This is a genomic window from Microbacterium lemovicicum, from assembly GCF_003991875.1.
Taxonomy (GTDB): domain Bacteria; phylum Actinomycetota; class Actinomycetes; order Actinomycetales; family Microbacteriaceae; genus Microbacterium; species Microbacterium lemovicicum.
The window spans coordinates 1,226,539-1,250,260 of the sequence record NZ_CP031423.1; the positions used below are offsets into that span (position 1 = coordinate 1,226,539).

Below are 23,722 nucleotides of genomic sequence, written 5' to 3' on the forward strand. Positions count from 1 at the left end.
GTTCGGATACTCGACAGGCTTCGTCACGTGCGTCGCGGAGCATCCTCCGCGACGCACGTGCACATCAGAGGGACGTCCGGACTCAGAGCCTCCTCACCCGCCACCGCCGTCGAGGCGGGGTGGGCGATCGGCTAGTCTGGATGCGAAGGAGGTACGCCGTGGAGGACAACCGCACACCCGGACCGGAGGACATCCGGCGAGGCGCCGACGCCGGCTCTCCCGACGCGCCCACCGACGTCACGCAGACGTTCGGGCACGACTCCGACCTGTCGTTCGTGCCGTTCGGCGCCGACCTCAACGAGGCGGAGATCGAGGCCATCGGAGCGCTGCCCTCCCAGGCCGCGCTGCTGCTCGTGCGCTCCGGTCCGACGGCCGGCGCCCGGTACCTGCTCGACACCGACGTGACGACCGTGGGCCGTCATCCCGAGGCCGACATCTTCTTCGATGACGTCACCGTCTCGCGCCGTCACGCCGAGATCACCCGCGACGGTGCCTCGTTCGAGATCGTCGATCAGCGCTCGCTCAACGGCACCTACGTGAACGGGGAGCGCGTCGATCGCGCGTCACTCGTCAACGGCGCCGAGGTGCGCATCGGCAAGTTCCGTCTCAACTTCTTCGTCTCGCCCGCCGACCTTCCGCTGCACGCGGAAGGCTGATGCCGGCGGCCTCCGCCCGCGAACGTTCGTCGTCCGCGGGTCTTCTCAGCATCGGCCAGGTGCTGGCCCGGCTGACCCCGGAGTTCCCCTCCCTCACCTCGAGCAAGCTCCGCTTCCTCGAGGTCCAGGGGATCGTGACGCCCACGCGCACCGAGTCGGGCTACCGCAAGTTCTCGCAGGCCGACGTCGATCGGCTGCGTCTCGCGCTCACCCTCCAGCGCGACCACTACCTGCCGCTCCTCGTCATCCGCGACTACCTCGCCGACGTCGACGCCGGCCGCGACCCGGCCCCGCCCACCGCGATGCCCTCGATCGTGCCCGCGCCGCGTCGCTACCGCCGCGAGGAGCTCCTGACGGCGGCCGGCGCGTCGCCGCAGCTGCTCAACGACGCCGTCAGCACCGGTGTGCTGGGCGCCGACGCGTACACCGATCAATCGGTCGCCATCCTGCGCGCCCTCGTGGCACTCGACCGCCACGGTATCGAGCCGCGCCACGTGCGCACCCTGCGGCAGAGCGCCGAGCGCGAAGTCGCGCTGATCGAATCCGCGCTCTCCGCACTCCTGCGTCGGACGGATGCCGCGTCCCGCGCGCGCGTCAGCGATCTGGGCCCTGAACTGGCCAAACGTCTCGACGAGCTGCGCGGGATCTACGTGCGCGCCTCGCTCGAGCGACTGCTGTCCTAGCGCGACACGCCGACGCCGACGACCCGATGTCGTTGCCCGGCCGCCCGGGCTGATCTAGCGTGGGCACTACCCGAACCGATGAGGAGGACGCGTATGACCGCTCCCGAAGCGGCCGGCGACACACCGTTCGCCGCCGATCTCCTCTTCACCGACGGCTTGCCCGCGATGGATGACGAAGTGGGCTACCGCGGCGCTCAGGCCGCACGCGCCGCCGGCATCACCTACCGTCAGCTCGACTACTGGGCCCGCACGGAGCTCGTCGAGCCCACCGTGCGCGGTGCCAGCGGCTCCGGTTCGCAGCGCCTCTACGGTTTTCGCGACATCCTCGTGCTGAAGCTCGTCAAGCGTCTCCTCGACACCGGCATCTCGCTGCAGCAGATCCGCGTGGCCGTCGATCAGCTCCGCGCCGCCGGCATCCGCGACCTCGCCGGCACGACGCTCATGAGCGACGGCGCATCGGTCTACCTCTGCACGTCCAACGACGAGGTCATCGACCTCGTCAGCCGCGGTCAGGGCGTCTTCGGCATCGCCGTGGGCAAGGTCCTCCGCGAGGTCGAGTCGACCCTCGTCGACTTCGACGCCCAGGTGCCCGACGCGGTCGACGAGCTCGCCGCCCGCCGCGCGGTGCGCTCGGCCTGACACTCGCTCATGCGTCCGCGAACAGCGCGTGCGCGTTCAGCGCGTGCGCGCAGCGATGATCGTCGTGCCCTCAGGGCTGTCCGGGAGATGATCCCGGGCTGGTGCGGAGGACGCTGATCGTCGCGCCGTCATGGGTGCGGCGGGTGATCAGCGCGTGCTGCTGCGGAGCGGGCTGGCTCTGCGTGCCCTCGGGGGCACCGCGGTCAGGCGCGCGCTTCGCCCGGAACCGGGATGCGACCGGTGCGCATGACACGGTCGAGGAGCGCGTCGAAGTCGGCCGCCAGCTCCTGGGCCGAGTCGCCGGGCCAGATGTGGAGCGGCTTCGCGGCGCCCTGCGCCTGCTGCAGCGAGGTGCGCTCGGGGAGCTGCGGCGCGAGCACGAGCGGCCCGAACATGTCGCGCAGCTCCTTGATGCGGAACTGGTGCTCGATCGACTGCGGTCGCACGCGGTTCACGACGATGCCGAGCGGCTGGAGACGGGGGGAGAGGCCGCGGCGGATCTCCTCGATCGCGCGCAGAGCGCGGTCGGCGGCGGCCACGGAGAACAGTCCGGGCTCCGTGACGACGATCACGCGGTCGCTCGCGGCCCACGCCGTGCGGGTCAGCGCATTCAGCGACGGGGCGCAGTCGACGAGCACGAGGTCGTAGTCGGCCTCGATGGTCGCGAGCGCCTCCTCGAGCTTCCAGACGTCGCGCACACTCGGGTGCGGGCCGTCGAAGTTGATGGCGGAGGGGCTGCCGATCATGACGTCGATGGTGCCGGGGTGGACCTTCGCCCATCCGCTGGAGGTGATCGCCTGATGGACGACCTTCTCCTTGGGATTGGCCAGGACGTCGGCGACATTCAGGCGGCCTGCCACCTGGATGTCCATGCCCGTCGAGACATCGGACTGGGGGTCGAGGTCGACGACCAGGGTACGGACGCCGCGGGCGAATGCGGCGGAGGCGAGCCCCAAAGTCACGGTCGTCTTACCGACCCCGCCCTTGAGCGAGCTGACGGAGAGTACGTGCACGAGGCTCTACGTTACCGTCCCGTAGGCTGTGCGGACACTCAGGCTTCCCGCCCGGTCCCTCTGCGAGGTGCACATGTTCCGAAAGATCCTGGTCGCGAACCGCGGAGAGATCGCCATCCGCGCATTCCGTGCGGCTTATGAGCTGGGGGCCAAGACCGTCGCGGTCTTCCCCTACGAGGACCGCGGTTCGCTGCATCGGCAGAAGGCGGACGAGTCCTACCCGATCGGCGAGCAGGGGCATCCCGTGCGTGCCTATCTGGACGTCGAGGAGATCATCCGCGTCGCCGTCGAGTCGGGTGCCGACGCGATCTACCCGGGATACGGATTCCTCTCCGAGAATCCCGACCTGGCCGCCCGCGCCGCCGAGAACGGCATCACGTTCATCGGGCCGCCCGCGCGGGCGCTCGAGATGGCCGGCAACAAGGTCACGGCCAAGGAGCACGCGATCGCCGCGGGCGTGCCGGTGCTGGCCTCGACGCCCGCTTCCGATGACGTCGACACGCTCGTCGCCCAGGCGGCCGACATCGGCTTCCCCATCTTCGTGAAGGCCGTCGCCGGCGGCGGCGGTCGCGGCATGCGCCGCGTCGCGACGCCCGAGGAGCTGCCCCCGGCCATCGCCGAGGCCATGCGGGAGGCCGGTGCGGCGTTCGGCGACGCGCGGGTGTTCCTCGAGCAGGCGGTCGTGCGCCCGCGCCACATCGAGGTGCAGATCCTCGCCGACGCGACGGGTCACACCGTCCACCTCTTCGAGCGCGACTGCTCCGTGCAGCGCCGTCATCAGAAGGTCATCGAGATCGCCCCGGCGCCGAACCTCGACGAGGAGCTGCGTCAGCGCATCCACCGCGACGCCGTCGCCTTCGCCGAGTCCATCGGCTACGTCAACGCGGGCACGGTCGAGTTCCTCGTCGACACCGCCGGTGAGCGCGCCGGCCAGCACGTGTTCATCGAGATGAACCCGCGCATCCAGGTCGAGCACACCGTCACCGAGGAGGTGACCGACGTCGACCTCGTCCAGTCGCAGATGCGCATCGCGGCAGGGGAGTCGCTCGACGAGCTCGGACTGTCGCAGGACCGCATCGTCCTGCGCGGTGCCGCCCTCCAGTGCCGCATCACGACCGAGGACCCGTCACAGGGGTTCCGACCGGACACGGGCCGCATCACGACCTACCGCTCGCCCGGCGGCGCCGGCATCCGTCTCGACGGCGGCACCACGGCGGCCGGCTCCCAGATCAGCCCGCACTTCGACTCCATGCTCGCGAAGCTGACGTGCCGCGGACGCGACTTCCCCGCGGCCGTCGCCCGCGCCAAGCGCGCACTGGCAGAGTTCCGCATCCGCGGCGTCTCGACGAACATTCCCTTCCTCCGCGGCGTGCTGGACGACCCGTCCTTCGTCGCCGGAGACCTCAGCACCGCGTTCATCGAGGAGCGCCCGCAACTGCTCACGAGCAACCCGTCGCGCGACCGCGCGACGAAGCTGCTCACCTGGCTCGCCGACGTCACGGTGAACCAGCCGTACGGGCAGAAGCCCCTGTCGGTGTCGCCGGGGAGCAAGCTGCCCACGTGCGACCTGAGCGCGGCTCCGCCCGTCGGTGCACTCGAGCGGCTCCGCGACCTCGGTCCCGCCGGGTTCGCCGCCTCTCTGCGCGCGCAGACCGCCCTCGCGGTCACCGAGACGACGTTCCGCGACGCCCACCAGTCCCTGCTCGCGACCCGCGTGCGCACGCGCGACCTCGTCCGGGTCGGTCCGCACGTGGCGCGCATGACCCCGCAGCTCCTCTCGATCGAGGCGTGGGGCGGCGCCACCTACGACGTCGCGCTGCGCTTCCTCGCGGAGGACCCCTGGGAGCGGCTCGCCGCGATCCGCGAGTCGATCCCGAACATCCCGATCCAGATGCTGCTGCGCGGTCGCAACACCGTCGGCTACACGCCCCGTCCGGTCGAGGTGACGGACGCGTTCGTCCGCGAGGCGGCGTCGACCGGCGTCGACATCTTCCGCATCTTCGACGCCCTCAACGACGTCGACCAGATGCGCCCCGCGATCTCGGCTGTGCTCGAGACCGGCACGGCCGTCGCGGAGGTCGCGTTCTGCTACACCGGCGATCTGCTGAACCCCGCCGAGCAGCTGTACACCCTCGACTACTACCTCGGACTGGCCGAAGCCATCGTCGCCTCCGGTGCGCACGTGCTGGCCATCAAGGACATGGCCGGACTCCTGCGCCCCGCGGCGGCCGCGAAGCTCGTCACGGCCCTCCGCGAGCGGTTCGACGTGCCCGTGCACCTGCACACCCACGACACGGCGGGCGGCCAGCTCGCGACGCTGCTGGCCGCGAGTGCCGCCGGCGTGGACGCCGTGGATGCTGCGGCCGCACCCCTGGCGGGAACGACGAGCCAGCCCTCGCTGTCGGCCCTCGTCGCCGCCCTCGCCCACACCGATCGCGACACCGGCATCGACCTGCAGGCCGTCAGCGACCTGGAGCCGTACTGGGAGGCCGTGCGGCACCTCTACCGCCCGTTCGAGTCCGGGCTCCCGAGCCCGACCGGCCGCGTGTACCACCACGAGATCCCCGGCGGTCAGCTCTCGAACCTGCGGCAGCAGGCCATCGCCCTCGGCATGGCTGACGACTTCGAGCTCATCGAGGACATGTACGCCGCCGCCGACCGCATCCTCGGCCGCATCCCGAAGGTCACGCCCTCGTCGAAGGTCGTCGGCGACCTCGCACTGGCCCTCGTCGCCGCGAAGGCCGATCCCGCCGACTTCGCCGAGAACCCGCAGAACTACGACATCCCCGACTCGGTCGTGGGCTTCATGGCGGGCGAGCTGGGCGACCTGCCGGGCGGGTGGCCGGAGCCGTTCCGCACCAGGGTGCTCGCCGGACGCGAGGTCTCCATCGAGGTGCCCCCGCTCACCGACCAGGAGCGCGCCGGTCTCGACGGCGACGCGGTAGAGCGTCGCCGCACGCTCAACCGCCTGCTGTTCCCCGGACCGGCCAAGGAGTTCGAGAAGAACCGCGAGACGTACGGCGACCTCTCCTCGTTGGGGACGCCCGACTACCTCTACGGGCTCACCCCGGGGGAGGAGCACGTCGCCGAGATCGACCCCGGCGTGCAGCTCTACGTGGGTCTCGAGGCCATCGGCGAAGCCGACGCGAAGGGCATCCGGACGGTCATGACCATCCTCAACGGGCAGCTCCGCCCGGTCTACGTGCGCGACCGCGGCATCACGGTCGAGGCGCGTCAGGCCGAGCGGGCCGACACCTCGAAGGCGGGCCAGGTGGCCGCTCCGTTCGCCGGCGTGGTGACCGTCAAGGTGGAGGCGGGAGCATCGGTCAAGGCCGGTCAGCCCGTCGCGTCGATCGAGGCGATGAAGATGGAGGCGGCCATCACCGCCACCGTCGACGGCGTCATCGAGCGGCTCGCGATCACGGGGAGCCAGCAGGTGGAGGCGGGCGACCTTTTGGTCGTCATCCGCCCCTCGCAGTAGCCTGTGAAGGGGTGATGACAGCCCACCCCCCGCTTGGAGATGCCGCAGTGACGCCCGATCGCAATGACCAGCAGCCGGAAGACAGCACCGAACACGGCGTCCTCGACGACTCCGGAAACCTCGATGTCGCCCGACTGGACATCCTCGGCGGACCCGCCACGGAGCAGATCAGTGTGATCGTTCCCGCCGCCCACGACGACGACCTCCTCGACGATGACGTGGTCGACGACGAGCTCGACCCGGCTCGCATCGACGAGGAGCTGACCGGCGCCGAACTGTCGGCGCCCACCGACCCGCAGACCGCCGACCTGGCCGCCACCGCCGACGAGGTCGTCGTCATCGACCTCGAAGACGACGACGATCCGGATGACTCCCGCCCGGTCGCGGCCGAGCACGACGAGACCGCGACGGCGTCCGACGCCGAGATCGTGGACGTCGAGGTCGTCGACGACGCCGACGACGCCGACGTCGCAGATGACGCCGAGGTCGCAGATGGCGCGGCTCCCACGGCAGACACCGCCGCGGCGGACGCCGCCGCGCTGAGCGCCGCCTTCGACGCCCGCGTGCGCGAGGAGATGGATGCCGCGGCCGCTGCTGCCGTCGCCGCGACCGCCGCCGCGGTCTCGGGTGCGGCGACGGCCTCGGCGACGAGGCCCGCATCGCCCTACATGACCAGCCGCCGCGCCGTCCGCACGGGCGCCGTTCCCCTGCCCCCGCGCGAGGTCGAGCCGCCCCGCGCCGAGCAGCCGGCACCCGCCGAGCCGAGCGCGTCGGACCTCGAGACCCCGGCTCCCGCGGCCGCGGCGGCATCGGCCGTCGAGCAGACGCCCGCGCCTCAGCCCGCAGCGGCTTCCGCGTCCGCCGCGGAGGCGGCTCCTGCGTCCGCACCGGGGGCGACTCCCGCGTCCGCACCGGCATCCGAGCCCGTCGCCCCGGAACCGGCAGAGTCCGAGATCGAGCACGAGTCGACGCCGGAACCCGTGGCTGCCGCGCCGGAGCCCGCCGAGGCGCCGGAGACTCCAGCACCCGCGCGCGCGATCCGACGCCCCGCACCGGAGGCCGCGGACCGCACGCAGGCGCTCGAGCGCGTCACCACCCGCCCCGACGTCGCCCTGACCTCCAAGCGGCTCGGCGAGTTCGAAGCCGGTCGGGAGTCGTCCGACCTCCTCACGGCCGATCGCCTGCTCGACCCGTCGATGATCGTGCGGCCGGAGCCGGAGGGCGCCTGGCGTCACTTCATCTACCGGCTGACGGGCAAGCGCATCAACCTCGGCGACGGTCGGGTGGCGCGTCGCCGCAAGGAGCTCGACCGTCGGATCGCGGTGCCGCTCAGCGGCAATGCGCGGTTCGTGCCGGTGCTCTCGCGCAAGGGCGGCGTCGGCAAGACGACCGTCACGACCCTGCTGGGCATGGCGCTGGCCGACGCCCGCGACGACCGCATCATCGCGATCGACGCGAACCCCGACCGCGGCACGCTCGCCGAGCGCATCGCGAAGGCGAGCGGCAAGACGATCCGCGACCTGGTCCGGGTGCGCAGCAGCGTCCGCGGCTACAACGACATCTCGGCCGTCGTCTCGCGCGACGAGACGCGCCTGGACGTGCTGGCGTCCGACTCCGATCCCCGCGTGTCCGAGGCGCTCAGCGACACGGACTACCAGGACGTCGCCTCGCTCGCCGCGCACTACTACTCCATCGTGCTGACCGACACGGGCACCGGCATCGTCCATTCCGTGATGGGGGCGACCCTCGAGGTCGCCGACCAGATCGTGGTGGTCGCCGGTCTCAGCGTCGACGAGGCGCGCCTGGCCTCCGAGACGCTCACGTGGCTCGAGACCAACGGCTATGCGGAGCAGGTGCGCACCGCGGTCGTCGTGCTGAACAGCGGTCGTCCCGGCGCGCCCATGGTGCGCCCGGACGAGCTCGAGGCGCACTTCCGCACCCGCGTGCGTGCCGTGGTGCGCGTGCCGTACGACCCGCTCATCGCGGCCGGGAGCGCCATCACGTTCCGCGACCTCCAGCCCGATACGCGTCTCGCCGCGCGGGAGCTGGCTGCCGCCGTCGTCGAGGGCCTGCGCGCCCTCCCCGCCGCCGCGTAGCGCCGCTGTGTCGGTCCGTCCCATCCGGGTCTTCGGCGACCCCGTCCTGCGCGCCGTCAGCGCGCCCATCGAGCACATCGACGACGGCGTGCGGGCGCTCATCCGCGACCTCCTCGACACCGTCGAGCTCCCCGGACGCGCCGGCGTCGCCGCCCCGCAGATCGGCGTCGGCCTCCGGGCGTTCAGCTACAACATCGACGGCGACATCGGCTACGTCATCAACCCCACCCTCGTGGAGGTGTCGGGCGAGCCCGAGACCGTGGGCGAAGGCTGCCTGTCGGTGCCCGGGCTGTGGCACGACGCGATCCGCCACCCGCACGCCAAGGTGGTCGGCATCGACCTCGACGGGCAGGAGATCGTCCTCGAGGGCGACGGTCTGCTCGCGCAGGCGCTGCAGCACGAGACCGACCACCTCGACGGCCGCCTCTACCTCGAGCGCCTCTCGCCCGAGGACCGGCGCATCGCCATGCGGCAGATCCGCGAGTCCGACTGGTTCTGACCCGCCGAGGCCGCAGGCAGCTGAAGAGAAGAGAGACCCGGATGCCGCGGCATCCGGGTCTCTCTTCGTCCGTGGTCGGCTCGGCTCAGCCGACCGAGACGTTGGTCGTGTTCACCGGCTCCGCGTAGAGCTGGGCGACGTCGTTGGCGAAGTCCGACATGATGACGTTGCGCTTGATGCTCATCTTCGGGGTCAGGTGGCCGCTCGCCTCCGTCCACTCGGTCGGGAGGATCACGAACTTGCGGATCGACTCGGCCCGCGAGACCCCCTTGTTCGCGATGTCGATGGCGCGCTGCACCTCGGCTCGCACCGCGGCATTGCTCGCCGCGACGTCCAGCGACATGTCGGCCGGCAGCCCGTTGTTCGACAGCCACGCGGGAAGCATCTCGGGGTCGAGGGTGACGAGCGCGGAGATGAAGGGCTTCTGATCTCCGACGACGACGACCTGCCCGACGATGGGATTCGATCGGATGGGATCCTCGAGCGCCGCCGGGGCGACGTTCTTGCCACCGGCCGTGACGATGATCTCCTTCTTGCGCCCCGTGATCGACAGGTAGCCCTCCTGGTCGAAGGAACCCAGGTCGCCGGTCTTGAACCAGTCTCCGTCGAACGCCTCCGCGGTCGCCTCGGGGTTGCGCCAGTACTCCTTGAAGACGTTGATGCCGCGCACCTGGATCTCGCCGTCGTCATCGAGGCGCACGCCGACGCCGGGGAGCACGGGACCCACCGATCCGATCTTCGACGCACGGGCGAGGTTCACCGTCGCGGGCGCGGTCGTCTCGGTGAGACCGTAGCCCTCGAGGATGACCACGCCGAGGCTGTGGAAGAAGTGCCCGAGCCGCGCGCCGAGCGGCGCCGAGCCCGAGACGGCGTAGATGACCCTGCCGCCCATCGCCGCCCGGAGCTTGTTGTAGACAAGGCGGTCGAAGACGGCGAACTTGATGCGGGTGCCGAGCGGGATCTTCGCGCCCTCCTGCTGCAGCCGGGAGTGCTCGATCGCCGTGTGGGCGGCGGCGCGGAAGATCTTGCCCTTGCCGCCGGCCTCCGCCTTCTGCTCGGCCGAGTTGTAGACCTTCTCGAAGACGCGGGGGACGGCCAGCAGGAACGTGGGCTGGAAGGAGCCGAGCGCGGGAAGGAGCTGTTTGGTGTCGGGCTGGTGCCCGGTCTTCACCCCGGCGTGCACGTCGAGGATGGAGATGAAGCGGGCGAACACGTGCGCCGTCGTGATGAACAGGAGCGTCGAGGCCCCCGGCATGGTGACCACCTCGCTGAGCGCCTTCGCGGAGTTGCGCGCCAGCTCGACGAAGTTGCCGTGGGTGAGCACGCAGCCCTTGGGGCGCCCGGTCGAGCCGCTCGTGTAGATCAGCGTCGCGATGTCGGAGGAGTTCGCGAGCGAGCGGCGGCGCTCGATCTCCGCGTCCGCCACCCCGGCGCCACCCGCCACGAGCTTGTCGAGGTCGCCGCGGTGCATCTCCCAGACCTTGCCGATGAGGGGGAGCTCGGCGCGCACCTCGTCAAGGCTCGCGGAGTGGGCCGTGCTCTCGAGGATGCAGGCGATGGCGCCCGAGTCCGACAGGATCCACTGGATCTGGGTGGGGGAGCTGGTCTCGTAGACCGGCACCATCACCGCTCCGGCGTAGAAGAGCGCGAAGTCGACCAGCGTCCACTGGTAGGTGGTGCGGGCGATGAAGGCGACCTTGTCGCCCGGCTCGAGGCCGGCGGCGACGAAGCCCTTGGCCAAGGCGATCACCTGGCGCTGGAACTCGGCGGCGGAGACGTCCTTCCACCCACCGCCCTCGGGGAGGGCGAAGAGGGCGAGATCGGGCGTGGCCCTCACTCGCTCGACGAGCAGATCGGCGACGTTCGCGCTCGGGTCGGCGGGGACGACGGCGGGGACTTCGAACTGGATCACGGCAGCTCCTTCGGTACCGGTGGACAACTCTGTGGAACGAGTCTACCGGGGCGCCTGTTCGCGCCCCGGAGCCGGATGCCGGATGCGGAATGCCCCGCGCCACTAGACTTCGAGGCGCCGACGCGGGCGCGCGGCAGAGCGGAAGCGGCCCACGCAGGTGCGCGATCGAAGGGAAGCCACGGTGCACAGGATCGGGATCGACATCGGCGGAACGAAGATCGCCGGCGCCGTGGTGGATGCGGACGGACGCATCCTCGAGAAGCTCCGCATCGAGACGCCGATCGACGTGCGTGAGCTCGCGAACGCGGTCGTGAACATGACGACGCACCTGAGCGCCGCGCACGAGGTGGACGCCGTCGGCGTCGCGGCGGCGGGCTTCGTCGACAAGGCCGGAACGACCATCATCCACGCGCCGAACATCGCGTGGCGCAACGAACCTCTCCGCGCCATCCTCGAGGAGCGCATCCCGCTGCCGGTCACCATCGACAACGACGCGAACGCGGCCGGCTGGGCGGAGTTCCGCTTCGGCGCCGGGCGGGACGTGAGCGACATGGTGATGCTGACGATGGGCACCGGCGTCGGCGGCGCGGTGGTGCTCGACGGAAGGCTCTATCGCGGCGGGCACGGCATCGCCGCCGAGCTCGGCCACGTGCGCTTCATCCGTGACGGCCTCCTGTGCGGCTGCGGACAGAGCGGATGCCTGGAGATGTACGCCTCAGGCCGCGCGCTGCAGCGACAGGCCGAGGAGATCGCCGACGGCGGCGGCATCGGAGCCGGCCTGGCGGCTCTGCGGGCGCAGACCGGGCAGATCTCCGGGCCGGCGATCTCGCGGCTCGTGCTCGCCGGAGATCCGGGAGCCACCGAGGCGCTGCGCCGGGTGGCCACCGCGCTGGGGGAGGCGTGCGGCGGATTCACCGCGACGCTCGACCCCGAGCTCTACGTCATCGGGGGAGGGGTCGCCGAGCTCGGCGAGGACCTCCTCGGCCCCGTGCGCCTGGCCTACGAGACGTCTCTGCCGGGCTACGGCGACCGCGAGGTGGCGCGCTTCGCCATCGCGCGCCTCGGCAACGACGCCGGGGTGATCGGCGCCGCCGATCTCGCGGGCGCATCCACCCCGGCGGAAGCGAGATAGCCGATGTTCTACTGGCTGATGAAGTACGTCGTCATCGGACCGATCGTCAAGGCGATCTGGCGGCCCTGGATCGTGGGGCGCCGGAACGTACCCGAGACGGGGGCGGCGATCCTCGCCAGCAACCACCTCTCGGTGATGGACTCCGTCTTCCTGCCTCTCCTGATCGACCGGCGGATGTCGTTCCTGGCCAAGAGTGACTACTTCACCGGCAAGGGGCTCAAGGGCTGGGCGACGCGGATGTTCATGAAGGCGACGGGTCAGATCCCGATCGACCGCTCGGGTGGCAAGGCGTCGGAGGCCTCCCTCAACACCGGACTCCAGGTGCTCGGGCGGGGCGACCTCCTCGGCATCTACCCGGAGGGCACGCGCAGCCCCGACGGCAAGCTGTACCGGGGCCGCACGGGCCTCGCGCGCATGGCGCTCGAGGCCCGGGTGCCGGTCGTGCCGGTGGTCATGGTCGACACCGACACCATGCTCCCCATCGGGCACACGCTGCCGCGCATCGTCCGCGTCGGCGTGGTCATCGGCGAGCCGCTCGACTTCTCGCGCTTCGCGGGCATGGAGGGCGATCGCTACATCCTCCGCTCGGTCACCGACGAGATCACCGTCGCGCTGCAGCGACTCGGGGAGCAGGAGTACGACGACGTCTACGCCTCGACCGTGAAGGACAGGCTCCCCGCCCCGCCGCGCTGACGGCGGTCCGGGGCATCCGTCACACGGCATCGCCGTCACCGTGCCCCGGCTAGGATCGAGGGATGCTGCAGCAGCTCGACCCCCTCGACCACTGGCGGACCCTGCCCATCAAGCAGCAGCCCGCGTGGGCCGACGCCGATGCCGTCTCGGCCGTCTCCGCCGAGATCGCGACGCTTCCGCCCCTGGTGTTCGCCGGAGAGGTCGACAACCTCCGCGAGCGGCTCGCGCGGGCGGCCTCGGGGCAGGCGTTCCTGCTGCAGGGCGGCGACTGCGCCGAGACGTTCGCCGGCGCGACGGCGGAGCAGATCCGCAACCGCATCAAGACCGTGCTGCAGATGGCCGTCGTCCTCACCTACGGCGCCTCGATGCCCGTGGTGAAGATGGGCCGCATGGCGGGGCAGTTCGCCAAGCCGCGCTCCAGCGACACCGAGACGCGCGGCGACGTCACGCTGCCCGCCTACCGCGGCGACATCGTGAACGGCTACGACTTCACCGAGGGCTCCCGGCGGCCCGACCCCGCGCGCCTGCTGAAGGGGTACCACACCGCCGCGTCGACCATCAACCTGATCCGCGCCTTTACGCAGGGTGGCTTCGCCGACCTCCGCGAGGTGCACAGCTGGAACCAGGGCTTCGCCAAGAACCCCGCCAACCAGCAGTACGAGCGCCTCGCGTCGGAGATCGACCGCGCCATCAAGTTCATGGAGGCCGCCGGCGCCGATTTCGACGAGCTGCGCCGCGTCGAGTTCTACACCGGCCACGAGGGCCTGCTGATGGATTACGAGCGCCCCATGACGCGCATCGACTCCCGCACGCTGACCCCGTACAACACGTCCGCGCACTTCCTGTGGATCGGGGAGCGCACACGCGACCTCGACGGTGCGCACATCGACTACTTCTCGAAGATCCGCAACCCCATCGGTGTGAAGCTCGGTCCCACGACGACGCCCGAGACGGCGCTGGCGCTCATCGACAAGCTCGACCCGACCCGCGAGCCCGGACGCCTGACGTTCATCACCCGCATGGGCGCCGGCAAGATCCGCGACGCGCTGCCGCCGCTGCTGGAGGCCGTCCGCGACTCCGGTGCGACGCCGCTGTGGGTTACCGACCCCATGCACGGCAACGGCATCACGACGCCCACCGGCTACAAGACACGCCGCTTCGACGACGTCGTCGACGAGGTGCGCGGCTTCTTCGACGCGCACCGCGACGCGGGCACGTTCCCCGGCGGCATCCACGTGGAGCTCACCGGCGACGACGTCACCGAGTGCCTCGGCGGCTCGGAGCACATCGACGAGGCCTCTCTCGCGACCCGCTACGAGAGCCTGTGCGACCCGCGCCTCAACCACATGCAGAGCCTCGAGCTCGCCTTCCTCGTGGCCGAGGAGCTCGAGAAGCGCTGAGACCGAACGAGAAGAGCGGATGCCGCGGCATCCGCTCTTCTCGTTCGTGCCGGCGGGCCGGGATCAGCCGGAGACCTGGAAGCGCAGCGAGACCTCGGATCCGGCGCGCACCAGCTGACCGGCCGCCGGCACCTGCGCCTCCACCCGGGTGGCGGAGTCGAGGAAGAGATCCCAGGTGGCGAGGTACTGGTAGGTGAAGCCCAGGTCGGAGAGCTTCTTCTTCGCCGCGTCGCGCGTCAGCCCGACCACCGAGGGCACCTCGACCGGCTCAGGGCCCTTCGACACCGCGAGGGTCACCGATTCGCCGGGCACCCAGTTGCCGCCGCCGTCGCGGCCGGCGATGTAGATGACCGCTCCGGCGTCGAGGTCGTCGTTGAACTCCTCGTACGTGCCGGCGACGGACAGCCCGACCTCTTCGAGGGCGGATGTCGCGTCCTGGACGCTCTTTCCGCCGACATCGGGCAGCGGGCCGGCCGAGACCGAGAGCGAGGCCGTGTCGCCCTCGTGCACGCTGCAGCCGTTCGTGCAGTCGATCGCGTCGGCGCCGCCGCGCGGGGTGACCGAGGCGGACAGCACCGCGCCCTTCTCCGCGTCGGTGAACGACTGCTGGTCCGGGTCGGTGATGACGATGCCGAGGCCCGTCAGCGTGCTCCGCGCCTGATCGTCGTTGAGGCCGGCCAGAGCAGGGATGTCGCGGGGCTGGGGTCCCTGCGAGACGAGGACGGCCACGCTCGCGCCCCTGTCGACGCGGGTGCCCTCGCCGGGGTCGCTGCCGACCACCGCGCCGGCGGCCACGTCGAGGCTGTAGACGTCTCGCTGCTGGGCGGTGAGCCCCTGCGCGACGAGCGCCGCCTCCGCCTCGGTGAAGGACGGCGTCCCCGCCACTGCGGCCACGGAGACCATCGAGCCGGGACCGGAACCGAAGTACCACCCCGCACCACCGGCGACGACGGCCAGCAGCAGCACCAGCGCCAGGAGCCAGCCGCCCTTGGCGGCACGGCGGCGCGCGACCGTGCGCAGGCGCGAGGCGTTGTCCACCTCCTCGGCGGCGGCGATCGGCGCGGTCACGCTCGGCGGCAGCACCCGGGTGAGCTCACCGGAGTCGCGCACGTCGTCGGCGACGCGTCGCCGGGACGGCGTCAGCGTGCGCGCGACCTGCGGCGCGACGCCCAGCTCCCGCTCGATCTCGCGGAGGCGGTTCAGCATCTCGGCCGCGTCGGAGGGGCGGTCGTCCGGCACCTTCTCCGTCGCCCACAGCACGAGTTCGTCGAGCGGCTCCGGGACCCCCGGGTTCTTGACGCTGGGCCGCGGCACGGAGTCGGTGGCGTGCTGGAAGGCGATCTGCATCGGCTGCTCGCCCTTGTACGGCTGCTCGCCGACGAGCATCTCGTAGAGCATGATGCCGAGCGCGTAGATGTCGCTGCGCGCGTCCGCGGTGCCGCGGGTGACGAGCTCGGGTGCGAGGTAGGCGATCGTGCCGAGCAGCTGCGCGCCGGTGGCCGTGTTGGCGGTGGTCGCCCGCGCCAGCCCGAAGTCGCCGATCTTGATGCGGCCGTCCTCGGCCAGCAGCACGTTCTCGGGCTTCACATCGCGATGGATGATGCCGCCGCGGTGGGCGGCAGCGAGCCCCGACAGCACGGCGTCCATGATCGTGATCGTCTGCGTGATGTTCAGGCGGCGCTGCTCGCGCATGAGCTCGCGGAGCGTGATGCCCGGCAGGTACTCCATGACGAGGTACGCCATGTCGCCGTCCTGGCCCTGATCGAACACGTTCACCACGTGCGGGTCCGCCAGGCGCGCGGCCGCGCGGGCCTCCTGGATGAAGCGACTCTGGAACACGCTGTCGTCGCTGAGGTGGCCGTGCATCACCTTGAGCGCGATCCGGCGCTCGAGCCGGAGGTCGGTCGCGACGTACACGGTCGCCATGCCGCCGCGCGCGATGCGCGCGCGCACCCGGTACCGGCCGTCGACGAGACGGCCGATCAGCGGGTCGGCCTGCTGACTCGTGCTCACGCCCCGAGTCTACGGACGGGGGAGCGCCGCACCCGGGAGCGGCTCACCCACCGTGACCAGGTCGAGATCGGGGCGGATGGGGGTCACCCGAGCACCGACAGCCACGTCGTCGCAGGCTGCTCCCACTGCGCGTAGCGGTCGGGATAGGCGGAGATCTGCACCGCCTGCGCGGCGTCGGCGAACGACATCGACTCCCAGCCCGCGATGTCGAGGAGGCCCCGGGTGTCGTAGCCGTTCGGGTCCGAGGCGCCGCCGAAGAACACGCGCGTGGCGTAGCCCGGATCGGTGACCTCCGCGGCGGTGCCCCAGCCGGTGCTCGGCCGCTGCTGGAACAGGCCCAGCGAGTCGCGGTCGCCCCAGTCGAGGTTGCGCAGCCAGGACTCCTGCATCGCCGTGCCCAGGGCGATCGCGATGCCGCGGTCGGACACGCCGAGCTGACGGCCGATGCCGATGATCGTGCGGGCGTTGGCCGCCTGCTCCTCGTCGAGATCGAGAGGGGTGGAGGATGCCGCGGGCACCGCCGCGAGCGCGGCCACCGTCGCAGCGTCGGGGATCGCCAGCGACTGGCCGGGGTAGATGATCGAGTCCGCGCCCAGGCCGTTGGCCTCCAGGAGCGCGCGGATGCTGACGCCGTGGCGCTGCGCGATGCCGCTGATGGTGTCGCCGGCCACGATCGTGTAGCCCGCGGCCGCCGGCGCGGGTGCGGGTGCGGGCGCCGCCACCGGCGCGGCAGGTGCGGGCGCCGCCGCGGTGACGGGGGCGCTGCCCGGGAGGGCGAGCTTCTGGCCCGGCATGATCACCGACGACCAGCCGAGGCCGTTCGCGTCGAGCACGGCCTGCGTGCTGACGCCCGCGCGCCGGGCGATGGCGCTGATGGTGTCTCCGACGGCGACGGTGACGGCGCCCGCCGATGCGGGTGCGGGAGCGGGTGCGGCGGGTGCGGGAGCCGCGGTCGGAGCCGGCGCGCTCCCGGTGACGCGCAGGTGCTGGCCGGGGTGGATGACCGAGGACCATCCGAGGCCGTTGAGGGCGAACACGTCGGCGATCTTCACCCCGAAGCGTGCGGCGATCGCGCTGATCGTGTCTCCGGGCTGCACGACGTAGTCGCCGGCCTCGACCCCCATCAGGGCGGCCTGCACGGCGGAGGCGCGGAACGTCGCGGCCGCCGGCTCGCCCGACAGACGCGGCATCCGCAGTTCGCTGTTGCGGGGCGCATCAGCGGCGTGCGCGGGCACGGCGGCGAGGGTCAGCGCGAGCGATCCCGCGATCGACCCCGCGACGACGGCGGGCAGACCGGACGTCGGCAGGCGTCGTGGTGCCGGGTGCACCGTCTGAATCGGCTCGGGTCCGATGGGCTGGCGCACGGGACTCCCTCTCGTAGGCTCCGGCCACCGTGCCACGACGGCGTGACGGGTGTCAACGAAAGTGACGCATGTGAATTATGAGACTTCTGTTACACAAGCGCACTCGCCGCCATCGACCCGACATGCGCTCACCGCCCCCCGGCGGAGGTGGCATAGTGGCACCGTGACCGGGAAGAACGTGCCCAGCATCCACACCGACTGGCTGACGATGCCCGAACTCGTCGCCGCTCTGGACGAACCGCTCGGGCGGGTGAAGCGCCTGCTCGACGAACATCACCTGGTCGGCAGCCGCCGTCACGGCGTCTTCCGCGTGCCGTCGATCTTCCTCGTCGACGGGCACCCGCTGACCTCGCTGCGGGGCACGATCATCGTCCTGCAGGACGCCGGCTTCAGCGACGACGAGGTGATCGACTGGCTCCTCCAGGACGAGGAGCTCATCGGAGCGGCTCCCATCGAGGCCCTGCGGGCCGGTCGCAAGATCGAGGTCCGTCGGGTCGCGGCGACCCTGGCCTGACGCTCCGCCTCAGGCGGTGCGGGCGACGGCCGCCCGCGCGAGATCGCGCAGCTGCCCCACGGCCGCATTGCCGAGCCGCGCACCCGACAGCGCCCGCTCGGCCTGGCGGGCGTAGTCGGCGATGAGGGCCTCGATGCGCTCGAGGGCTCCCGAGTCGATGATCGTGTTCTGCAGCGCGGCGATCTGACCGGCGTCGAGCCCCGGGTCGCCGATGAGCTCGTCGACGGTGCGCACCGCGGAGGCGGGGAGGCGTTCGCGGGCGTAGGCGATCAGCACCGTGCGCTTGCCCTCCCGCAGGTCGTCGCCGCTGGGCTTGCCGGTGACCGCCTCGTCTCCGAACACGCCGAGCACGTCGTCGCGCAGCTGGAAGGCCATGCCGAGCGGATGCCCGAAGCCCGCCAGCGCGGCGAGCTGGGCATCGTCGGCGCCGGCGAGTGCGGCGCCGATCGTGAGGGGCTGCTGGATGCTGTACCGCGCGGATTTGAGGGAGGCCACCCGCAGGGCGCGTTCGGCGTGACGGTCATCGGGCTCGGACCGGAACGCGGACTCCTCGGCGACGTCGAGGAACTGGCCCACGGTCACCCCGCGGCGCATGACGCCGTACTCGGCGCGGGCGGCGGCCGCCGCCGCGCCGTCGACCTCGGAGAAGCCCTCCTCGGCCAGATCGTCGCTCCAGGCCACGAGCAGGTCGCCGAGGAGGATCGCACCCGACCTGCCGAACGCCGCAGCGTCGCCGACCCACCCGTGCGCGACATGGTGCGCCTCGAGGGCGCGGTGCGAGGAGGGGCGTCCGCGGCGCGTGTCGGAGTTGTCGATGAGGTCGTCGTGGACGAGCGCGGCCGCGTGGAACACCTCCAGCGACGCGGCGACGGAGAGCGCGGCCGGATCGAGCGCCGCAGGCACGTTCGAGGATTCCTCCACAGCCCTCCACCCGGCGATGCAGAACCGCGCCCGGAGGCGCTTCCCACCGCGGAGCGAAGCCGCGCCGGCATCGGTGAGAACGGCGGCTTCGGGGCCCCATTCCTCCGATTCCAGGCGGCGGGCGATGAGGAAGGTGTCCAGTCGCTGGGAAACAGCTTCGATCGGGTCCGGAGAGGGGTCCACGGGCCTAGCCTAGTGATCGACGGCACAGCTAGAATCGGCCGGGAACGAACGTAAAGAGGGGGAAGCATGCCACTCTCCGAACAGGAGCAGCGTCTGCTTGACGAGATGGAACGCCATCTCCTGCGCAACGACGCGGATGTCGTGAGCGCGCCGCGCGATGGTCGCACGCTGAGCTATCGCAACATCGTCTACGGCACGATCCTCGTCCTCCTCGGCCTCGGCGGTCTCATCGTCGGCGTGTCCGTGCCCCTCGTGGTCGTCGGCGTCATCGCCTTCGCGGTCATGCTGGGCGGCGTCATCCTCGCCGTGACCCCGACCAAGGGCACCCCGCGCGTGCAGGCCGAGCCGGGCCGCCCGGTCAAGGCGCCGGCATCGTCCACGTCGTTCATGGATCGTATGAACGAGCGCTGGGACCGTCGTCAGGGCGGCGACCGCTGACCACCTGAACCTTCGCGCATCGGGCTGAGTCCGATCCGCTGACACGAGAGCACCGACCCCTCAGGGTCGGTGCTCTTTTCGTTTCCCCGGAAGTCTCCGGGGCTGCATGCGCGAAAAAGCGCTCTTTCGTCGCGCCAGCCGTAGGGAAGTGGAGGAAAGTGGAGTAAAGTGGCGAGCACGAACCCGGAGGGCCGAGACGAAGGGGGTGACGGCGATGCTGTTGGGCACGCACACTCCCAAGCTCGACGACAAGGGCCGCGTCATCCTCCCGTCGAAGTTCCGCGACGACCTCGGCTCGGGCGTGGTCATCACCCGCGGCCAGGAGCGCTGCCTCTACGTGTTCAGCACCGAGGAGTTCGAGCGGGTCCACGAGCGTATCCGCGAGGCGCCGCTCTCCAACAAGCAGGCGCGCGACTTCCTCCGCATGTTCCTGTCGGGTGCGAGCGCCGAGAAGCCGGACAGCCAGAACCGCATCACCGTCCCCCCTCACCTCCGCACCTACGCGGGACTCGACCGCGACCTCGTCGTCACCGGCGTCGGCGCACACGCCGAGATCTGGAACTCCGACGCGTGGGCCACCTACGCCGAGAGCAACGAGGACTCCTACTCCGAGATGGAGCAGGAGGTGATCCCGGGACTGTTCTGACCCTCGGCTGCGATCTCCAGCCGTTTCTGCCCTGACGCACTTCCCCGGCGCCAGGTCGAAACGGAGGGGGATCGGAGCAGAGGGCCCCAGGGCCCCGACATCATGGATATCCGCGACATCCACACCCCCGTCCTGCTCGAGCGCTGCATCGAGCTCCTCGCCCCGGCGATCTCCCACGACGGCGCCGTTCTCGTGGACGGCACCCTCGGCATGGGCGGTCACACCGAGGCGCTGCTGCAGCGCTTCCCGGGGCTTCACGTCATCGGGCTCGACCGCGATCAGGACGCGCTCCGCATCGCCGAGGAGCGCCTCGCTCCGTTCAGCGACCGCACCACGTTCGTGCACACCGTGTACGACGGCATCGCCACGGCCATCGAGGACGCGGGCGCTGGGCCGGTGGACGGCATCCTCTTCGACCTCGGCGTCTCGTCGCTGCAGCTCGACGTCGCCGACCGCGGCTTCGCGTATGCGAAGGACGCGCCGCTCGACATGCGGATGGACCAGACTGCCGGCCCCACCGCCGCCGACGTGCTGGCCACCTACGGCGAGGGAGACCTGCGCCGCATCTTCGAGCGCTACGGCGAGGAGCGCCTCGCCGGCCGCTACGCCCGCGCCATCATCGCCGCGCGCACGCAGGAGCCGCTGCTGCGCTCCGGCCGCCTCGTCGACATCCTCCAGGCCGCGACGCCCGCCGCGCTGAAGCAGGCCGGTCACCCGGCCAAGCGCGTGTTCCAGGCGCTGCGCATCGAGGTCAACGGCGAGCTGGCCGTGCTCGAGCGCACCGTGCCGGCGGCGCTGTCGCAGCTGCGCGTCGGCGGACGCATCGTCGTGATGTCGTACCAGTCGCTCGAAGACCGTCTGGTCAAGCGCGTGCTCCAGGATGCCGCGGCCTCCACCGCGCCCGCAGGGCTCCCCGTCGAGCTCCCGGAGCACACCCCCCGTTTCCGCCTGCTCGTGAAGGGGGCCGAGACGGCCTCCGCAGAAGAAGTGGCGCGCAATCCCCGCGCCGCGCCTGTCCGGCTGCGTGCGGCCGAGCGCATCAAGGAGTCGATGTGACCACCGCGAACGCCCTCTCGACCCCCGCCCTCCGGCCCGCACCGGGGCGGAGCGCACCGGCCCGTCGCCTGCAGGCCGTCGACGCCCCCGCCGTCCGCCGGCGTCCGCGCGTCGCCTACGCCGTCGTCGCACTGACCGGTGCCCTCCTCATCGGCGGGGCGCAGATGGTGCTCTCGATCCTCACGACGCAGGGCTCCTACGAGGTGTCCACCCTCACGCAGCAGCAGCGCGAGGTGACGTGGCAGCGGCAGATCCTCGCCGACGACGTCGCCGGGCTGAGCTCTCCGCAGTACCTGGCGGCCAACGCCGCCGCTCTCGGAATGGTGATCGACGAGTCGCCCAGCTACCTCCGCCTCAGCGACGCCAGCGTGCTCGGCGCGGGGGAGGCGGCTGCCGCCACCTCCTCGATCGACGCCATCGGGCGCGGCGCGGTGCCGAACGAGCTCATCGCCGACACCCCGCTGATCACCGCGCCCGACGCGACGATCGCGGGCGTGCCGGTCGTGACCCCGGAGGTGAGCGGCGACGGTGTCGCGAACACGCCGCCCGCACTGACCGACGGTCTGCCGACTCCGGCCACACACTGACATCATGACGACCCGAGCCACACGCAGCCCGCGCCGCCGCACCGTCACCGCCCTCTTCATCGTCCTGGTCGTCCTCGTCGCCTTCATCGTGCGACTGGTCGACATCCAGGTCGTCAACGCCGACGAGCACGTCGAGGACTCGATCGCCCTCGGCCTCGGCAACTCGCACACGCTGTGGGGCACGCGGGGCGAGATCGTCGACGAGTCCGGACAGGAGCTCGCCGGCAGCATCCTGCTCTACGACGCGCAGCTGAGCCCCCTCAACGTCAAGAACTTCCAGCGCACGGATGCCGACGGCACCAAGCTCACCGTGCCCGTGGCCGACACGGCCGCGAAGATCGCCTCGGTCACCGGTCAGACCGCGGAGGAGGTGACCGCCATCGTGGAGGACGCGCTGGCGGCCGACCCCGACTCGCAGTACGCGTCGCTGAAGAAGGGCATCTCCACCGAGATGTACCGCCAGCTCGTTGACCTGAAGCTGCCCTTCATCTACTTCACGCCGCATCCCGCCCGCACCTACCCCGACGGCGCCGTGGCCGGCAACCTCGTGGGCTTCATGGGATCGGACGGCGAAGCGCTCGGAGGCATCGAGAAGACGCAGGATGCCTGCCTCGCAGCCTCCGACGGCCTGCAGAAGTTCCAGCAGGGCAAGGACGGCGTCGTGATCCCGGGCACCGAGGTCACCGACCCCGCGATCGACGGCGGCACGCTCCAGCTGACCATCAACAAGGACCTCAACTGGTATCTCCAGCAGCTCGCCGCCGAGCAGGGCCAGGACATGGGCGCCCAGCGGGCGACGATCACCGTCGTCGAGGTGAAGACCGGAAAGATCCGCGCCGCCGCGGAGTGGCCCGCGATGGACCCGAACAACGTGTCGGCCTCCGACCCCGCCGATCGGTACAGCCACATCTTCACCGACACCTTCGAGCCCGGGTCGACCTTCAAGTCGCTGACCGCCGCCGCGCTCATCGACGGCGCCGGCCAGACGCCGGCCTCGACCGTCATGGCCCCCGATCAGGTGACCTTCGCCAACGGCGCCCGCGTCCGCGACGGACACCCGCACGCCGACCTGGACTACACGCTGACCGGCGTGCTGATCGACTCCTCGAACGTCGGCATCTCGACCTTCAGCGAGCGGATGTCGACCCAGGCCCGCTACGACTACCTGAAGAACTTCGGCATCGGCCAGGGCAGCGCGGTCGACTACGAGGGCCAGGCCACCGGCACGCTCTACCCGGCCGACGAGTGGGGCGCGCAGACCGCGTACAACACCACGTTCGGGCAGGCCGTGACCACGACCGTCCCCGAGCTGATGGGCGCGTACGCCGCCATCGCGAACGACGGCACGCGCATGCCGCTGTCGCTGGTCGAATCGTGCACCAAGCCCGATGGGACGGTCGTCACCCCCGACCTGCCCGATCCCGTGCAGGTCATCAGCCCCGAGAGCTCGAAGCAGATGCGCGAGATGCTCGAGAACGTCGCCACCCAGGCCAACTACGGCCAGGAGATCGGCGTGCCGGGCTACCGCATCGCGGTCAAGACGGGCACCGGTGAGAAGTCCGACGGCAAGGGCGGCTACAAGGCCGGCCTCTACTTCACGACCATGATCGGCTTCGTCCCCGCCGACGACCCGCAGTACCTCGTCGCCGTCACCCTCGATGAGCCCACTGTTGTAAGGTCGTCTACGGCCAACGCCTCCGCGTTCCAGAAGGCGATCACGCAGGTCGTGAAGACCTATCGCGTGATGCCGGCGACGTCGGAGGGTCCCCAGCTCCCCGCGTTCGGGTGAGCCCCGC

Annotated in this window: 20 protein-coding genes; 15 read left to right on the plus strand and 5 right to left on the minus strand. The window is 71.1% G+C overall.

The annotated features are described in order from the left end of the window. Positions 1-158 precede the first annotated feature (158 nt). From CVS47_RS05690 to CVS47_RS05700, 3 genes are all read left to right on the plus strand, one after another. On the plus strand, positions 159-656 hold the full coding sequence (locus tag CVS47_RS05690) for an FHA domain-containing protein (protein ID WP_127095226.1): 498 nt from the start codon (positions 159-161) through the stop codon (positions 654-656). Beyond that, on the plus strand, positions 656-1,339 hold the full coding sequence (ftsR, locus tag CVS47_RS05695) for a transcriptional regulator FtsR (RefSeq protein WP_127095227.1): 684 nt from the start codon (positions 656-658) through the stop codon (positions 1,337-1,339). Before CVS47_RS05690 ends, ftsR begins: the two co-directional genes overlap by 1 nt. Before the next feature lie 93 nt (positions 1,340-1,432). After that, positions 1,433-1,978, plus strand: a complete 546-nt coding sequence (locus tag CVS47_RS05700; protein ID WP_127095228.1) for a MerR family transcriptional regulator — start codon at positions 1,433-1,435, stop codon at positions 1,976-1,978. Positions 1,979-2,181: 203 nt separating this feature from the next. On the opposite strand, the gene CVS47_RS05705 is transcribed toward CVS47_RS05700, so the two are convergent. After that, the gene (locus CVS47_RS05705; protein ID WP_127095229.1) at positions 2,182-2,991 is read right to left on the minus strand and encodes a ParA family protein; all 810 of its coding nucleotides are present in this window, start codon (positions 2,989-2,991) and stop codon (positions 2,182-2,184) included. A 73-nt stretch (positions 2,992-3,064) separates the two neighbouring features. Here CVS47_RS05705 and CVS47_RS05710 point away from each other — a divergent pair, with 73 nt between their 5' ends. Genes CVS47_RS05710 through def form a run of 3 tightly spaced genes read left to right on the plus strand, consistent with a single transcriptional unit; the run spans position 3,065 to position 9,067 of the window. After that, on the plus strand, positions 3,065-6,472 hold the full coding sequence (locus tag CVS47_RS05710; RefSeq protein ID WP_127095230.1) for a pyruvate carboxylase: 3,408 nt from the start codon (positions 3,065-3,067) through the stop codon (positions 6,470-6,472). A gap of 14 nt (positions 6,473-6,486) precedes the next feature. Next, positions 6,487-8,568 carry a nucleotide-binding protein gene (locus tag CVS47_RS05715; protein ID WP_206502840.1) on the plus strand — a complete coding sequence of 694 codons (2,082 nt, stop codon included), beginning with the start codon at positions 6,487-6,489 and terminating at the stop codon, positions 8,566-8,568. 7 nt (positions 8,569-8,575) lie between these two features. Next, the gene (gene def, locus CVS47_RS05720; RefSeq protein ID WP_127095231.1) at positions 8,576-9,067 is read left to right on the plus strand and encodes a peptide deformylase; all 492 of its coding nucleotides are present in this window, start codon (positions 8,576-8,578) and stop codon (positions 9,065-9,067) included. Between the two features lie 85 nt (positions 9,068-9,152). Here the strand turns inward: def and CVS47_RS05725 are convergent, their stop codons facing one another. Next, complete coding sequence (locus CVS47_RS05725; RefSeq protein WP_127095232.1) at positions 9,153-10,979, minus strand: AMP-dependent synthetase/ligase; 1,827 nt, start codon at positions 10,977-10,979, stop codon at positions 9,153-9,155. Positions 10,980-11,160: 181 nt separating this feature from the next. Between CVS47_RS05725 and CVS47_RS05730 the strand changes: the two genes are divergently transcribed. The 3 genes from CVS47_RS05730 (at position 11,161) to CVS47_RS05740 (ending at position 14,204) form a co-directional block, all read left to right on the plus strand. Then, the gene (locus tag CVS47_RS05730; protein ID WP_127095233.1) at positions 11,161-12,111 is read left to right on the plus strand and encodes an ROK family protein; all 951 of its coding nucleotides are present in this window, start codon (positions 11,161-11,163) and stop codon (positions 12,109-12,111) included. A 3-nt stretch (positions 12,112-12,114) separates the two neighbouring features. Beyond that, entirely contained in the window at positions 12,115-12,804 is a 690-nt protein-coding gene (locus tag CVS47_RS05735; protein WP_127095234.1) for a lysophospholipid acyltransferase family protein, read from the plus strand. Between the two features lie 62 nt (positions 12,805-12,866). Continuing rightward, complete coding sequence (locus CVS47_RS05740; RefSeq protein WP_127095235.1) at positions 12,867-14,204, plus strand: class II 3-deoxy-7-phosphoheptulonate synthase; 1,338 nt, start codon at positions 12,867-12,869, stop codon at positions 14,202-14,204. A 63-nt stretch (positions 14,205-14,267) separates the two neighbouring features. Here CVS47_RS05740 and pknB read toward each other — a convergent pair whose 3' ends face one another. Both pknB and CVS47_RS05750 read right to left on the minus strand, forming a co-directional pair. Then, entirely contained in the window at positions 14,268-16,217 is a 1,950-nt protein-coding gene (gene pknB / locus CVS47_RS05745; RefSeq protein WP_127095236.1) for a Stk1 family PASTA domain-containing Ser/Thr kinase, read from the minus strand. Positions 16,218-16,300: 83 nt separating this feature from the next. Continuing rightward, positions 16,301-17,581: a muramidase family protein gene (locus CVS47_RS05750; RefSeq protein ID WP_241240287.1), complete on the minus strand. Its 1,281-nt coding sequence runs from the start codon at positions 17,579-17,581 to the stop codon at positions 16,301-16,303. Positions 17,582-17,744: 163 nt separating this feature from the next. Between CVS47_RS05750 and CVS47_RS05755 the strand changes: the two genes are divergently transcribed. Further along, a complete protein-coding gene (locus CVS47_RS05755) occupies positions 17,745-18,095 on the plus strand; it encodes an Rv2175c family DNA-binding protein (RefSeq protein WP_338142382.1) in 351 nt (116 codons plus the stop codon). 9 nt (positions 18,096-18,104) lie between these two features. Here CVS47_RS05755 and CVS47_RS05760 read toward each other — a convergent pair whose 3' ends face one another. Further along, positions 18,105-19,199 (minus strand): polyprenyl synthetase family protein, encoded by a 1,095-nt coding sequence (locus CVS47_RS05760; protein ID WP_127095237.1) that lies wholly within the window; start codon positions 19,197-19,199, stop codon positions 18,105-18,107. Between the two features lie 66 nt (positions 19,200-19,265). Here CVS47_RS05760 and CVS47_RS05765 point away from each other — a divergent pair, with 66 nt between their 5' ends. The 5 genes from CVS47_RS05765 to CVS47_RS05785 all read left to right on the plus strand — a co-directional run bounded on the left by CVS47_RS05765 (position 19,266) and on the right by CVS47_RS05785 (position 23,715). Then, entirely contained in the window at positions 19,266-19,637 is a 372-nt protein-coding gene (locus tag CVS47_RS05765; protein ID WP_127095238.1) for a DUF3040 domain-containing protein, read from the plus strand. 214 nt (positions 19,638-19,851) lie between these two features. Beyond that, positions 19,852-20,283: a division/cell wall cluster transcriptional repressor MraZ gene (gene mraZ / locus CVS47_RS05770; protein WP_127097219.1), complete on the plus strand. Its 432-nt coding sequence runs from the start codon at positions 19,852-19,854 to the stop codon at positions 20,281-20,283. A 102-nt stretch (positions 20,284-20,385) separates the two neighbouring features. Continuing rightward, a complete protein-coding gene (rsmH, locus tag CVS47_RS05775; RefSeq protein ID WP_127095239.1) occupies positions 20,386-21,339 on the plus strand; it encodes a 16S rRNA (cytosine(1402)-N(4))-methyltransferase RsmH in 954 nt (317 codons plus the stop codon). Then, positions 21,336-21,926: a cell division protein FtsL gene (ftsL, locus tag CVS47_RS05780; RefSeq protein WP_127095240.1), complete on the plus strand. Its 591-nt coding sequence runs from the start codon at positions 21,336-21,338 to the stop codon at positions 21,924-21,926. Before rsmH ends, ftsL begins: the two co-directional genes overlap by 4 nt. A 4-nt stretch (positions 21,927-21,930) precedes the next feature. Continuing rightward, entirely contained in the window at positions 21,931-23,715 is a 1,785-nt protein-coding gene (locus CVS47_RS05785) for a peptidoglycan D,D-transpeptidase FtsI family protein (protein WP_127095241.1), read from the plus strand. Positions 23,716-23,722 lie beyond the last annotated feature (7 nt).

Coding starts and splice junctions, on each gene's coding strand:
- CVS47_RS05735 (WP_127095234.1), top strand. CDS start 12,115: ATGTTCTACTGGCTGATGAAGTACGTCGTCATCGGACCGATCGTCAAG.
- CVS47_RS05710 (WP_127095230.1), top strand. CDS start 3,065: ATGTTCCGAAAGATCCTGGTCGCGAACCGCGGAGAGATCGCCATCCGC.
- CVS47_RS05785 (WP_127095241.1), top strand. CDS start 21,931: ATGACGACCCGAGCCACACGCAGCCCGCGCCGCCGCACCGTCACCGCC.
- CVS47_RS05765 (WP_127095238.1), top strand. CDS start 19,266: ATGCCACTCTCCGAACAGGAGCAGCGTCTGCTTGACGAGATGGAACGC.
- CVS47_RS05700 (WP_127095228.1), top strand. CDS start 1,433: ATGACCGCTCCCGAAGCGGCCGGCGACACACCGTTCGCCGCCGATCTC.
- rsmH (WP_127095239.1), top strand. CDS start 20,386: ATGGATATCCGCGACATCCACACCCCCGTCCTGCTCGAGCGCTGCATC.
- mraZ (WP_127097219.1), top strand. CDS start 19,852: ATGCTGTTGGGCACGCACACTCCCAAGCTCGACGACAAGGGCCGCGTC.
- ftsR (WP_127095227.1), top strand. CDS start 656: ATGCCGGCGGCCTCCGCCCGCGAACGTTCGTCGTCCGCGGGTCTTCTC.
- CVS47_RS05715 (WP_206502840.1), top strand. CDS start 6,487: ATGACAGCCCACCCCCCGCTTGGAGATGCCGCAGTGACGCCCGATCGC.
- CVS47_RS05740 (WP_127095235.1), top strand. CDS start 12,867: ATGCTGCAGCAGCTCGACCCCCTCGACCACTGGCGGACCCTGCCCATC.